Genomic DNA, 12867 nt, shown 5'->3' on the forward strand with positions numbered 1-12867 from the left:
ACGTCATGCTCTGTAGTCATGATCCGCACCTGGGGCACGGCGGCCCGCGGAGCGTTCCGGGCGGTCCGGGGCGTCTCCGCGCCGATGACGTACGTCCTCCTCGTCCTGTGCACCCTGATCTTCGTGCTGGGCCCGGCGTCCGGACTCACCCCGGCGTACGGCTCGGGCGGGGCGCTGTTCGCGGCGCAGCGGGCGTACTTCCGCCACTGGGGCGTGGTCCCGGCCGAGCTGTTCGACCCGTCGCTGCGGGCCGCCCTGACCCCGGCCACCGCCCTGTTCGTGCACGGCAGCTGGGTGCATCTGCTCGGCAACATGCTCTTCCTCTTCGTCTTCGGGCTGATGACCGAGGAACGGATGGGCCGGGTGGAGTTCACCCTCTTCTACGTCGGCTGCGGGTACCTGGCCCTGCTCGGCTACGCGGCCGCCAACGCCACCTCCGGACAGTCGCTGGTCGGCGCCTCGGGGGCGATCTCGGCGGTCCTCGGAGCGTTCCTGTACCTGTTCCCCCGTGCCCGTGTGACCAGTCTCCTCCCCTTCCTGTTCTTCCTGCCCCTGCGCTTCCCGGCCTGGGTGGTGCTGCCCTTCTGGGCGGCCCTGCAGTGGCTCGCGGCGGGCCGCTCCGGCCAGGGCCCGGGGGTGGCCTACCTCGCCCACCTGATCGGCTTCGGCCTGGGCCTCGGCTACGCGTGGGTGCGCTACGGGCCGACTACTAGAGTGAAGCCCGCACCGGCCCCGGCACCCGAGGGAGAGAACCTGCCGTGATCACCGCGATTGTCCTCATCAAGACCAGCGTGGACCGGATCCCCGAGATCGCGGAGCGGATCGCTTCGCTGGAGTCGGTGAGCGAGGTTTTCTCCGTCACCGGCACCTACGACCTCATCGCCATGGTCCGGGTGCGGCAGCACGAGGACCTGGCCGACGTCATCCCCGGGCGGATCAGCAAGATCCCCGGCGTGGAGGCCACCGACACGCACGTCGCGTTCCGCACGTACTCCCAGCACGACCTGGAGGCGGCGTTCGCGATCGGTCTCGACTCGTGAACGCCGCCTCCTGGGGCCGGACAGGCCCTGGCAGTCCGCGCCCGGCTCAGGGCTGGTCGCGGACCGGCACGCAGCGGCCGTCCTCCGTGCGGTAACGCCACCGCGCGCCGTCGCGGACCAGTTCCCGCACCGCGTCGACGAAGCGCTCCACGTGCTCGTCGGGGGTGCCCGCCCCGAAGCTGACCCGGACGGCGTTCAGCGACTTCTCGCCCGGCGCCGCCTCGGGCGCCCCGCACTCGCCCTGGGTGCCCGGGTCGCCGCCCAGCAGGGTGCGGACCAGCGGGTGGGCGCAGAACAGGCCGTCGCGGACGCCGATGCCGTACTCGGCGGAGAGCGCGGCGGCGAAGTGGGAGCTGTTCCAGCCCTCGACGACGAAGGAGAGCACGCCGACCCGCGGGGCGTCGTCGCCGAACAGCGAGAGCACCCTGACCTCGGGCACCTCGGCGAGACCGGCCCGGACCCGGGCGAGAAGGTGCTGCTCACGGGCGACGAGGCTGTCCCAGCCGGCCTCGGCGAGGGCCTTGCAGGCGGAGGCGATGGAGTAGGCGCCGATCACGTTCGGGGAGCCGGCCTCGTGGCGCGCGGCGCTCTCGTGCCACTCCACGTCCACGCCCCCGTCGGTGCGCCGGGTGACCCTGCGGCTGGCGCCGCCGCCCGCGAGGTACGGCTCGGCCGCGGCCAGCCAGTCGGACCGGCCGGCCAGCACGCCGGAGCCGAAGGGCGCGTACAGCTTGTGACCGGAGAAGGCCACCCAGTCGACGTCCAGGTCCTGGACCGACACCGGGTGGTGCGGGACGAGCTGGGCGGCGTCCAGGACGATCCGGGCACCGTGCGCGTGGGCCGCGGCGGCCAGCTCGCGCACCGGCCACAGCTCGCCCGTGACGTTGGAGGCGCCGGTGACGCACACCAGGGCCGGGCCGTACGGGTCGCGGCCGGCGAGGGCCCGCTCCAGGGCCTCCACGGCCCGCCGCGGGGTGCGCGGCGCGTCGAGGACGGTCACCCGCGCGTCCTGCCACGGCAGCAGGGAGGCGTGGTGCTCGGTCTCGAAGACGAACACCTCGCAGCCGGCCGGGAGCGCGCGGGCGAGGAGGTTGAGGGAGTCGGTGGTCGACCGGGTGAAGACCACCTGGTCACTCTCGCGGCAGTCGAGGAACCTGGCGACCGTCCGGCGGGCGTTCTCGAACAGGTCGGTGGACAGCTGGGAGAGGTAGCCGGCGCCGCGGTGGACGCTGCCGTAGTAGGGCGCGTAGGCGGCCACGTCGTCCCAGACGCGCTGCAGGGCGGGGGCGCTGGCGGCGTAGTCCAGCGCGGCGTAGGCGACCTCGCCGCCGGTCACGAGCGGGACGGTGACGTCCCGGCCGAGGACGGGCAGCTCGTCACAGGTGGTCCGGGCGGCGGCAGCGGTGGATACGGACATGGTGAACTCCCGTGAGGCAGGCTGGGATCACCGTGCGAGCGGTACGGCTCGAGCACGGCGGAAGGTGAAAGGGGTACGCGGAGGCGGGGCTCGACGCCCTATCGCATTCGCTTGCTCACAGAAGGCTCCCTCGACGACCAGGACCCCTGGTCCCGCGCTCCCGCGGGAGCGGCGCGAGGGGTCCGCGCTTGCCGTGGACCTCGCTGCCCACGGCCTGGTCCTCACCCGGGGCACCCCGCCACGGACGGAGGGTTGCCGGACAGCCGGCCGGGGCCGAATGGCTGTCGCTCATGACCTGGTTCAGTATCCTGCCACACGATCTACGGCGCGCAAGGCGCGGTCCGCCATCCGGACCGCGCCCCGCGTCGCACCGGGCGGGGGTCAGGCGTTGCTGGCCGCCACCCACCGCTCCAGCGTCCGCCCGGCCGCCCCGGAGTCGATCGACTCCGCCGCCCTCGCCATGCCCGCGCGGAGCTGCTCGGTGAGCGGCTCGTCGGTCGGCCGCAGGGCGACCAGCGCCGCCGCCGAGTTCAGCAGCACCGCGTCCCGCACGGGACCGCGCTCGCCGTCCAGCACCCGCCGGGCCACCTCCGCGTTGTACGAGGCGTCGGCGCCGCGCAGCGCCTCCACGGGGACCAGGTCGATGCCGGCGTCCCGGGGGTCGAAGCGCTCCTCGGCGACCTTGCCGTCCCGGACCACCCACACCCGGGACGTGGAGGTGGTGGTCAGCTCGTCCAGGCCGTCGTCGCCCCGGAACACCAGGGCGGAGTTCCCGCGCTCGGCGAGGACCCCGGCCACGATCGGCGCCATGCGCGGGTCGGCCACCCCGACCGCCTGGGCGCGCACCCGGGCCGGGTTGGTCAGCGGGCCGAGCACGTTGAAGGTGGTGCGGATCCCCAGCTGACCGCGGGCCGCGGCGACATGGCGCAGCGAGGGGTGGAACCTCACCGCGAAGCAGATGGTGATGCCGGCCTCCTCGGCCACCTCGGCGACCCGCCGCGGGGTCAGGCCGAGGTTGATGCCGAGCTTCTCCAGCACGTCGGAGGAGCCGGAGGCGGAGGACGCGGCGCGGTTGCCGTGCTTGACGACCTTCGTCCCGGTGCCGGCGACGACGATCGACGACATGGTGGAGATGTTCACCGTCTTGGCGCCGTCGCCGCCGGTGCCGACGATGTCGACGGCCGGCCCGGGCACCTCGATCACGTTGGCGTGCTCGTACATGGTGCGTACCAGCCCGCTGATCTCCTGCACCGTCTCGCCCTTGGCGCGCAGCGCCACCATGAACCCGGCGATCTGGGCGTCGGTCGCCTCGCCGCGCATGATGAGGTCCATCGCCCAGGCGGTGTCGTCGGCGGACAGGTCCCGGCCGTCCAGCAGTCCGTTCAGCAGGACGGGCCAGGAACGGCCCGCCGCGATGTCGCCTCCAGCGGGGGTCACAGCGCTCATAGCCGCTCCTGGGTTTCGTCGCAGAACAGTGTGTTCCCACCCTATCCAGCCCCGGACACGGCGAAGGGCCCCGTCCGGCTCGCGGACGGGGCCCTTCGACTGTGGCGTGGCGACGCTCGGGGATCAGTGGTGGCCGTGGCCGCTCGTGATCTCCCGGTACTCCTCGACGGTGGCCTTCGGGATCTGGTTGTCCTCGCCGTAGTAGGCGTTGCTGAGCTTGGCGCGCAGCTTCTCGGACCCCTTCACCTTGCGTTCGACACCGTTCTCGTCCACCGCCGGGCCGATCGCGGCCGGCTCGTACTGGTGGTGCGCGGTGAGGGTGTGCAGCTGCTCCTGGCTGAGCGGCTCGTGGATCTCGATGAACTCACCGTGCGGCAGGCGCTTGATGATGCCCGTCTCGCGGCCGTGCAGCACCTTCTCGCGGTCCCGGCGCTGCAGGCCGAGGCAGATCCGCTTGGTGACGATGAAGGCGATGACCGGTCCGGCGAAGAAGGAGATCCGGACGAACCACGTGACCGCGTTGAGCGACAGGTGGAAGTGGGTGGCGAAGAGGTCGTTGCCACCGCCGACCAGGCCCACCATGTACACCGTGATCCAGGCGACGCCGAACGCGGTGCGCGTCGGGGCGTTGCGCGGGCGGTCCAGGATGTGGTGCTCGCTCTTGTCGCCGGTGACCCAGGACTCGATGAACGGGTAGACCGCGATCGCGGCGAGCACCAGGCCGAAGAGGACCAGCGGGATGAACACGCCCAGGACGAGCGTGTGACCCCAGAAGTTGATCTCCCAGCCCGGCATGTAGCGGACCAGACCCTCGGCGAAGCCCATGTACCAGTCGGGCTGGGCGCCCGTGGACACCTGGTCCGGCCGGTAGGGGCCCATGGCCCAGATCGGGTTGATCTGGGTGACCGCGGCGATGGCCGCGATCACGCCGAAGACCAGGAAGAAGAAGCCTCCGGCCTTCGCCATGTACACCGGCAGCAGCGGCATGCCGACGACGTTCTTCTCGGACTTTCCGGGACCCGCGAACTGCGTGTGCTTGTGGTAGAAGACCAGGATCAGGTGGCCCACCATCAGGCCGAGCATGATGCCCGGCAGCAGCAGGATGTGGATCGAGTAGAACCGGGCCACGAAGTCGTGGCCGGGGAACTCGCCGCCGAAGAGGAAGTACGAGATGTACGTGCCGACGATCGGCATCGACAGGATCGCGCCCTCGGTGAAGCGCACACCGGTGCCGGAGAGCAGGTCGTCCGGGAGCGAGTAACCGGTGAAGCCGGTGAACATGCCCAGGACGAACAGCAGGAAGCCGAACAGCCAGTTGATCTCACGCGGCTTGCGGAACGCGCCGGTGAAGAACACGCGCATCATGTGCACGAACATGCCGGCGAGGAAGATCAGCGCGGCCCAGTGGTGGATCTGCCGGATGAGCAGGCCACCGCGCACGTCGAAGGAGATGTGCAGGGTCGAGTTGAACGCCTCGGACATCAGCTGTCCCTGGAGCGGGACGTAGCTGCCGTGGTACTCCACCTCGTTCATCGACGGGTGGAAGAACAGCGTCAGATAGACACCGGTCAGGATGATGATGAGGAAGCTGTACATGCAGACTTCGCCCAGCATGAACGACCAGTGGTCGGGGAAGATCTTCCGCATGTTCGACTTCGCCAGGGAGTAGATCCCCAGCCGGCCGTCGGCCCAGTCGGCGATCCGCTCGCCGGCGGGCGCCTTGCCGCGTCGCTCGTTGTTCTCGTTGGTGCTCATCCGCGCTCCCAGAATGCAGGACCGACGGGCTCCTCGAAGTCGCCGAGCGCCTGGAGGTAACCCTCGTCGTTCACGCCGATGCGGAGCTGCGGCAGGGCGTGACCAGCGGGGCCGAAGATCACTCGGGCACCGTCGGAGAGGTCGAAGGTGGACTGGTGGCACGGGCACAGCACGTGGTGCGTCTGCTGCTCGTACAGGGAGATCGGGCAGCCGACGTGGGTGCAGATCTTCGAGAAGGCGACGATGCCCTCGTGCGACCAGTCGAGTTCGCGCTTGTCCTTGATGTTGCCCGGCTGCAGCCGGATGATCATCAGGGCCGCCTTGGCGATCTCGTTCTGGAAGTCCTCCTGGGCCTCTTCCAGACCCTCGGGCTTGGCGAACGTCAGCGAACCGACGGCGACGTCCTCGGGACGCAGCGGCTGGTTGGTGTTCATGTTGACCAGCAGCTTGCCCTTGGCCCACAGCGTGTGACGCAGCGAGGTGCCGGGCAGCGGACCGAGGTCCCGCAGCAGGACGACGCCGGACAGCGGCACCAGGGTGAGCGCGCCGAACATCGTGTTGCGGATCAGCTTGCGGCGGCCGAGCGCCGACTCCTTGGCGCCCTCCTTGAAGTCCGCGTGGACCTTCGCGCGGACCTCGGGCGAGGCCTCGATCGGGTGACGCTCGTCGGCGACCTCGACGTCGGACATCAGCGTGCGGGCCCAGTGAACCGCGCCCGCGCCGATGCAGAACAGCGCCGCGCCCAGGGTCAGGCCGAGCGCGAAGTTCAGCGCGCTGATGTGCCCGATCGGGAAGACGTAGACCGACGTGTCGGGCGAGATCGTCACGTACGAGGCGATGAAGCCGATGGTGGCCAGCATCGAGACCGTGAACAGCAGGGCGACGACGCGCTCGGACCGCTTGGCGGCCCGCTCGTCGATGTCCTGGATCCGGTGCTCGTGGGGCGGCAGCCCCGGGTCCGCGAACGGGTTCTCCTCGTCCGCGACGCTCACGGCGCCGTGCGCGTGGCCCTGCTCGGGCAGGTTCTCTTCTGGAATGTCTTGGCTACTCATGACTTCTTGGCCTTTGCGGTCCGGGCGGCGACCCACACGGCAACCGCGATCAGTGCGCCGAGGCCGAAGATCCAGGCGAACAGACCCTCGCTGACCGGCCCGAGGCCGCCCAGCTCCATGCCGCCCGGGTTGACCGTCTCGTCACCGTTGACCGCGTTCAGGTACGCGATGATGTCCTTCTTGTTCTTCTCCGACATCGTGGTGTCGGGGAAGGACGGCATGTTCTGCGGGCCGGTCTGCATGGCCTCGTAGATGTGCTTGGGGGCCACGCCCTCGAGGCTCGGCGCGTACTTGCCCTTGGTGAGGGCGCCGCCCTTGCCGGTGAAGTTGTGGCACTGCGCGCAGTTGGTGCGGAACAGCTCGCCGCCCTTGGCGATGTCCGCGCCCTCCGGGCCGTACTGCTGCTTCGTCGGCACGTTCGGGCCGGCGCCCAGCGACGCGACGTACGCCGCGAGCTGGTCGATCTGGGCCTGCGTGTAGATGACCTTCTTGCGCGGGATCTGCGCCATCTGCGAGGTGGAGGCGGGCATACGGCCCGTTCCGACCTGGAAGTCGACGGCCGCGGCGCCCACGCCGACCAGACTCGGCCCGTCGGAGGAGCCCTTGCCACCGGTGCCGTGGCAGCTGGCGCAGCCGACCTCGTAGAGCTTCTTGCCCTCCTTGATGGTCAGGGACTGGGAGGTTTCATCGGCCTGTGCCTTGCTCGCGGGCGCGAACGCGGCGTACAGCCCCCCGGTGGCCGCCAGCGCGAGGAGTAGGACGACGACCGCCGCCAGCGGATGGCGTCGTCGTGCGGAGAGCTTTTTCACGGATTACCCCGGTGTCAGGATCTTCTGCGTCGATGCTTGGTGTGCGGGAACGGTCCCGGCTACTTGATCAGGTAGATCGTGGCGAAGAGGCCGATCCAGACGACATCGACGAAGTGCCAGTAGTAGGACACGACAATGGCCGCGGTCGCCTGCTCGTGGGTGAACCTCTTCGCCGCGTATGTACGGCCGAGGACCAGTAGGAAGGCGATGAGACCGCCCGTCACGTGCAGGCCGTGGAAGCCGGTGGTCAGGTAGAACACCGAGCCGTACGGGTCGGAGGACAGGGAGATCCCGTCCTTCTTCACCAGCTCCGTGTACTCGTAGATCTGACCGCCGATGAAGATCGCGCCCATGATGAAGGTGAGGATGAACCAGCCACGGAGCTTCTTCACGTCCCCGCGCTCGGCGGCGAAGACGCCGAGCTGGCAGGTCAGTGAGGAGAGCACCAGGATCGTGGTGTTCGTGGCGGAGAAGGGCACGTTGAGTGCCTCCGCCATCTCCTTCCAGTGCGCCGGTCCGGTCACCGACCGGAGGGTGAAGTACATCGCGAAGAGGGCCGCGAAGAACATCAGCTCGGAACTCAGCCAGATGATGGTTCCGACGCTGGTGAGGTTCGGCCGGTTGACCGACGGGTGCGCGTGCCCGGTTTCTACTGTCGTTGCTGTCGCCACGACCGACATTATGTCGGTCGCTTATCCCGCCCTCACTCCGGGGGGTGCCGTTCGGAGTGTCTTGCCCCGCCGAACCGGTGTTGACGTGGTGTTCATGGGAGTAACATCCGCCTCGAACGGCCCTGTCCGTACGACGCCCTCGTCTCGGAGGAAGCATGCAGCCGACCGCCACAGTGCTGGTGTACAGCGACGACTCCAACACCCGCGAGCAGGTGCGGCTGGCCGCCGGGCGGCGGCCCGCGCCGGACGTGCCGGTCGTGGAGTTCCTGGAGTGCGCGACGCCCGAGGCGGTGCTGCGCGAGCTGGGCAAGGGCGGCATCGACGTGTGCGTGCTCGACGGCGAGGCCGTGCCGATGGGCGGCATGGGGGTGTGCCGGCAGATCAAGGACGAGGTGTTCAACTGCCCGCCCGTGCTGCTGCTGATGGGGCGGCCGCAGGACGCCTGGCTCGCCACCTGGAGCCGTGCGGACGCCGCTGTGACGCTGCCGGTGGAGCCGGTGGAGTTCGCCTCCGCCCTGGCGTCCCTGCTGCGCCAGAAGCGGCTGCTGGGCGTCTAGGTCGTGTCCGCAAAGTCCCGTCGTCCGCCCGGAGGGCGGGCCCCGCGGCGTCCGGTGCGTGCTCTCGGCGTACCGGGCGGAGGCACTCGTACTGGACGTACTCGGGGCTTCGCCCGGTGCGGCGAGAGTGCGTGCCGGGCGCTGCGGGGCAGGCGGGACTTTGCGGACACGACCTAGGTGTATTGATCACGAGCGTTGTTGACACTGGTGGGTCTTGAACATGGCGAAGACCTCCGATGTGGTGGAGCTGTCTAGGAACACACCGCACGGAGGTCTTCGTGTCCCACCGTAATGCCCGGCTGACCGTTCACGGCAGGCGGCTGCTGGTCGAGCGTGTCCGCTCGGGCCGCCCGGTCGCTCAGGTGGCCGCCGAGATGGGTATCTCCCGCGCCACGGCCCACAAGTGGATCCGCCGCTGGCGCACCGAGGGCGAAGCGGGCCTGGCCGACCGTTCCAGCAGGCCGCGTACGACGCCGCACCGCACCGCGGCAACCGTGGAGGCCCGCGTCTGCCAGCTGCGCCAGGCCCGCAAGCTCGGCCCGGCCCGCATCGGCCCGATCCTGGGCCTGCCCGCCTCCACCGTCCACCGCATCCTGGTCCGCCACGCCCTGAACCGGCTGGCCTTCCTCGACCGGCCCACCGGCCAGGTCATCCGCCGCTACGAACACGCCCGTCCGGGCGAACTGATCCACGTCGACGTCAAGAAACTCGGCCGGATCCCCGACGGCGGCGGCCACAAAGTGCTGGGCCGCCAAGCCGGCCGCGCCACCCGCAACCGCATGGGCTTCGACTACGTCCACTCCGCCGTCGACGACCACAGCCGCCTGGCCTACAGCGAGATCCACCCCGACGAGAAGGCCGCCACCTGCGCCGCCTTCCTGACCCGGGCCGCAGCCTTCTTCGCCGCGGCGGGCATCGACCGCATCGAGCGCGTCCTGACCGACAACGCCTGGCCCTACCGCAAGAGCTTCGCCTGGCAGCAGGCACTCGCCGACCTCGGCGCGGCCGGCAAGCTCACCCGCATCTACCGACCGCAGACCAATGGCAAGGTCGAACGCTTCAACCGCACTCTGCTGGACGAGTGGGCCTACCTGCGGCCCTACCAGACGAACGACGAGCGGACCCAGGCCCTGGCAGACTTCCTCCACACCTACAACCACCACCGCTGCCACACCGCACTAGGCGGCCACCCGCCCATCACCCGCGTCAACAACCCTGCGGGTCAATACACCTAGGGCCTGCCGGACGGACCCCGGGGCCCGTTGGGCGTCCGGGGCCGGTCGTGGGCGGTGCGGGGGCGCGGGGCGAGCCGTACCGCCCCGCGCCCCCGGTCACAGCGCCACCGGCCGCAGCCGGGGGGCGTCGTGGGACGGGGCCGAGGTGTCCGGGGTGCCGGCCGTCAGGGCGCTGCCCGTGCGCCACTTGTTCCAGTCGAGGTTCCAGTCCCCGAAGCCGTTGCCGAAGGGCTCCATCGGGTCGCCGTTGGAGTTGACGACCTTGACGATGTCACCCGGATGGACGTGGTCGAAGAACCACTGGGCGTTGGACGTGCTCATCCCCGTGCAGCCGTGGCTGACGTTGGCGGAGCCCTGGGAGCCGACCGACCAGGGCGCGGCGTGCACGTACTCGCCCGACCAGGTGACCCGGGTGGCGTAGTAGACCGGCAGGTCGTAGGAGTCGGAACTGCCCTCCGCGATGCCGATGGTGGTGCCGCGCATCCGTACGTAGTACTGCTTCTCGAGGATGACCTTGACCCCGTTGCGGGTGTCGAAGCCGGGCCTGCCCGTGGTGACGGGGATCTGCTGGATCTCCTGGCCGTTCTTGTAGAACGTCAGCTGGTGCGCCGCTGCGTCCGTGACGGCTTCGATCCGGTCACCCGTCGTGATCTTCAGCGGCTTCGCCTTGCCGCCCCAGAGCCGGTCGCCGATCTTCACGCCCTCCAGGTTGCTGTGCACCTGGACGGTGGCGTGGGCGGGCCAGTAGTCCTTGGGGCGGAAGTGGAGCTCCTTGTCGCTGACCCAGTACCACGAACCCTGCGCGGCCGGCACGGAGTCCACCCGCAGGGCGCGCTCCACGACGGCCCGCTGCGCCTTGTCCTTGACCGCGCGGTCGAGTTGCGCGGTGATGGGCTGTCCGACGCCGTAGGCGCCCGCCTTCGGCCCGAACGTGACGTTCAGCCGCTGCTTGCTGGTGGGCTTGCTGGTGTCGAAGGTGAGGACCTTGCGGCCCGGCGCGCCGTCGTCGTCCTCGGTGCTGACGCGGACCGTGTAGTGGGCGTTGGCGGCCAGCGGGGAGGTGCTGTGCCAGCGGCTGCCGTCGGCCGCGAGTTCGCCCGCCACGAAGCGCCCTGTGGAGTCCTGGGCGGTGACGTCGGTGATCCGGCCCTCACCGCTCTCGGCGGTGATCTCCAGGGGCTTGTCCGGATCGGCGGGCTTCCCCTCGTCGGTGGGGCCGTTGAAGGAGATCTGGCCCGCCGCGTCGTACGGGCTGGCCGACAGGGGGTTGCCGTCCGAACCGCAGGAGGTGACGCCCGCGCCGAGGGCGGTCACCAGCAACGCGCAGGTGACGACGGTGCGGGTCCGCGGAGTGTGATTCATATGATCACGCTATGAGATGCCGACCTCCTTGGCGCGGTACGTAAGTCGTTCGGGTGACAGGCGTCGTGGCGAATGCAGGAGCCCGGACCCTCCTGACGGAAGGTCCGGGCTCCTGGCGCGCTCGACGCCCGCGTCACCGCGTGCTACTGGGTGCGGTTCTCACCGTGGTAGTACTCGAACACCCAGCCGAACAGGCCGATGAGGATGATCGGGGCGGCGAAGAAGATCAGCCACCAGCCGACCGCGATGCTGAGGAAGGCGATCGCGCCGCCGACGCCCAGCATGAGCGGCTGCCAGCTGTGCGGGCTGAAGAAGCCCAGCTCGCCCGCCTCGTCGGCGACGTCCGCCTCCTTGTCGTCCTGCGCACCCGCGTCGACCCGCCGGGCGGTGAAGCCCAGGTAGAAGCCGATCATGATGGCCAGGCCGAAGGCCAGGAAGAGCGCCGTGGTACCGGCCGGCTCCTTCGACCACACGCCGTACACGACGGCCATGATCAGGAGGAAGAAGCTCAGCCAGATGAACATCCGGCCCTGGATCTTCACTTGCCGGCCTCCTTCTCGCCCGCGATGGCGGTGCCGTGGCCGGCGTGCTCGAGCTGCTCGAGCGCGACGATCTCGGGGTGGTGCAGGTCGAACGCCGGGGATTCACTGCGGATCCGCGGCAGGGTGAGGAAGTTGTGCCGCGGCGGCGGGCAGGACGTCGCCCACTCCAGCGAACGGCCGTAGCCCCACGGGTCGTCCACGCCGACCGGCTTGCCGTACTTGGCCGTCTTCCAGACGTTGTAGAGGAACGGCAGGATCGACAGGCCCAGCAGGAACGAGCTGATGGTCGAGATCGTGTTCAGGGCGGTGAAGCCGTCGGCCGCCAGGTAGTCGGCGTAACGGCGCGGCATGCCCTCGGCGCCCAGCCAGTGCTGGACCAGGAAGGTGCCGTGGAAGCCGATGAACAGCGTCCAGAAGGTGATCTTGCCCAGGCGCTCGTCCAGCATCTTGCCGGTCATCTTCGGCCACCAGAAGTGGAAGCCGGAGAACATCGCGAACACGACGGTGCCGAACACCACGTAGTGGAAGTGGGCCACCACGAAGTACGAGTCCGAGACGTGGAAGTCCATCGGCGGCGAGGCCAGGATGACACCGGTCAGACCACCGAAGGTGAAGGTGATCAGGAAGCCGACCGCCCAGAGCATCGGCGTCTCGAAGGACAGCGAGCCCTTCCACATGGTGCCGATCCAGTTGAAGAACTTCACACCGGTCGGGACCGCGATCAGGAAGGTCATGAAGGAGAAGAACGGCAGCAGCACACCGCCGGTGACGTACATGTGGTGCGCCCACACCGTCACGGACAGACCGGCGATCGCGATGGTCGCCGCGACCAGACCCATGTAGCCGAACATCGGCTTACGGGAGAAGACCGGGATGACCTCGGAGATGATGCCGAAGAACGGCAGGGCGATGATGTACACCTCTGGATGGCCGAAGAACCAGAAGAGGTGTTGCCACAGCAGTGCGCCGCCGTTGGTCGCG

13 protein-coding genes and 1 riboswitch are annotated in these 12867 nt (G+C 69.5%); of the genes, 4 read left to right on the forward strand and 9 right to left on the reverse strand.

What is annotated here, in order from left to right:
- Window positions 1–18 precede the first annotated feature (18 nt).
- Both TNCT1_RS26415 and TNCT1_RS26420 read left to right on the forward strand, forming a co-directional pair.
- Entirely contained in the window at window positions 19–762 is a 744-nt protein-coding gene (locus tag TNCT1_RS26415; RefSeq protein ID WP_143636548.1) for a rhomboid family intramembrane serine protease, read from the forward strand.
- Window positions 759–1040, forward strand: a complete 282-nt coding sequence (locus tag TNCT1_RS26420) for an Lrp/AsnC family transcriptional regulator (RefSeq protein WP_143636550.1) — start codon at window positions 759–761, stop codon at window positions 1038–1040. Before TNCT1_RS26415 ends, TNCT1_RS26420 begins: the two co-directional genes overlap by 4 nt.
- Before the next feature lie 46 nt (window positions 1041–1086).
- Here TNCT1_RS26420 and TNCT1_RS26425 read toward each other — a convergent pair whose 3' ends face one another.
- The 6 genes from TNCT1_RS26425 to TNCT1_RS26450 form a co-directional block, all read right to left on the reverse strand.
- Window positions 1087–2457 (reverse strand): aminotransferase class V-fold PLP-dependent enzyme, encoded by a 1371-nt coding sequence (locus TNCT1_RS26425; protein ID WP_143636552.1) that lies wholly within the window; start codon window positions 2455–2457, stop codon window positions 1087–1089.
- Between the two features lie 179 nt (window positions 2458–2636).
- Window positions 2637–2753, reverse strand: a riboswitch (SAM riboswitch).
- A gap of 85 nt (window positions 2754–2838) precedes the next feature.
- Window positions 2839–3903: an anthranilate phosphoribosyltransferase gene (trpD, locus tag TNCT1_RS26430; protein WP_143636554.1), complete on the reverse strand. Its 1065-nt coding sequence runs from the start codon at window positions 3901–3903 to the stop codon at window positions 2839–2841.
- A gap of 123 nt (window positions 3904–4026) precedes the next feature.
- Window positions 4027–5658 (reverse strand): cytochrome bc complex cytochrome b subunit, encoded by a 1632-nt coding sequence (locus TNCT1_RS26435; RefSeq protein WP_143636556.1) that lies wholly within the window; start codon window positions 5656–5658, stop codon window positions 4027–4029.
- On the reverse strand, window positions 5655–6710 hold the full coding sequence (locus TNCT1_RS26440; RefSeq protein WP_143636558.1) for a ubiquinol-cytochrome c reductase iron-sulfur subunit: 1056 nt from the start codon (window positions 6708–6710) through the stop codon (window positions 5655–5657). Before TNCT1_RS26440 ends, TNCT1_RS26435 begins: the two co-directional genes overlap by 4 nt.
- The gene (locus TNCT1_RS26445) at window positions 6707–7519 is read right to left on the reverse strand and encodes a c-type cytochrome (RefSeq protein WP_143636560.1); all 813 of its coding nucleotides are present in this window, start codon (window positions 7517–7519) and stop codon (window positions 6707–6709) included. Before TNCT1_RS26445 ends, TNCT1_RS26440 begins: the two co-directional genes overlap by 4 nt.
- Before the next feature lie 59 nt (window positions 7520–7578).
- On the reverse strand, window positions 7579–8199 hold the full coding sequence (locus TNCT1_RS26450; RefSeq protein WP_143636562.1) for a heme-copper oxidase subunit III: 621 nt from the start codon (window positions 8197–8199) through the stop codon (window positions 7579–7581).
- A gap of 146 nt (window positions 8200–8345) precedes the next feature.
- Between TNCT1_RS26450 and TNCT1_RS26455 the strand changes: the two genes are divergently transcribed.
- Together TNCT1_RS26455 and TNCT1_RS26470 are read left to right on the forward strand one after the other, a co-directional pair.
- Complete coding sequence (locus tag TNCT1_RS26455; RefSeq protein ID WP_143636564.1) at window positions 8346–8747, forward strand: response regulator transcription factor; 402 nt, start codon at window positions 8346–8348, stop codon at window positions 8745–8747.
- A 278-nt stretch (window positions 8748–9025) separates the two neighbouring features.
- Window positions 9026–9982, forward strand: a complete 957-nt coding sequence (locus TNCT1_RS26470) for an IS481 family transposase (protein WP_143636566.1) — start codon at window positions 9026–9028, stop codon at window positions 9980–9982.
- Window positions 9983–10078: 96 nt separating this feature from the next.
- Here the strand turns inward: TNCT1_RS26470 and TNCT1_RS26475 are convergent, their stop codons facing one another.
- The 3 genes from TNCT1_RS26475 to TNCT1_RS26485 form a co-directional block, all read right to left on the reverse strand.
- On the reverse strand, window positions 10079–11344 hold the full coding sequence (locus TNCT1_RS26475; RefSeq protein WP_143636568.1) for an Ig-like domain-containing protein: 1266 nt from the start codon (window positions 11342–11344) through the stop codon (window positions 10079–10081).
- A 143-nt stretch (window positions 11345–11487) separates the two neighbouring features.
- The gene (locus tag TNCT1_RS26480) at window positions 11488–11886 is read right to left on the reverse strand and encodes a cytochrome c oxidase subunit 4 (protein WP_143636570.1); all 399 of its coding nucleotides are present in this window, start codon (window positions 11884–11886) and stop codon (window positions 11488–11490) included.
- Window positions 11883–12867 (reverse strand): cbb3-type cytochrome c oxidase subunit I (locus TNCT1_RS26485; RefSeq protein ID WP_174266463.1); only part of this gene is annotated, 985 nt, incomplete at its 5' end. The genes TNCT1_RS26485 and TNCT1_RS26480, both read right to left, overlap by 4 nt.

This window comes from Streptomyces sp. 1-11 (assembly GCF_007176755.1).
Taxonomy (GTDB): Bacteria; Actinomycetota; Actinomycetes; order Streptomycetales; family Streptomycetaceae; genus Streptomyces.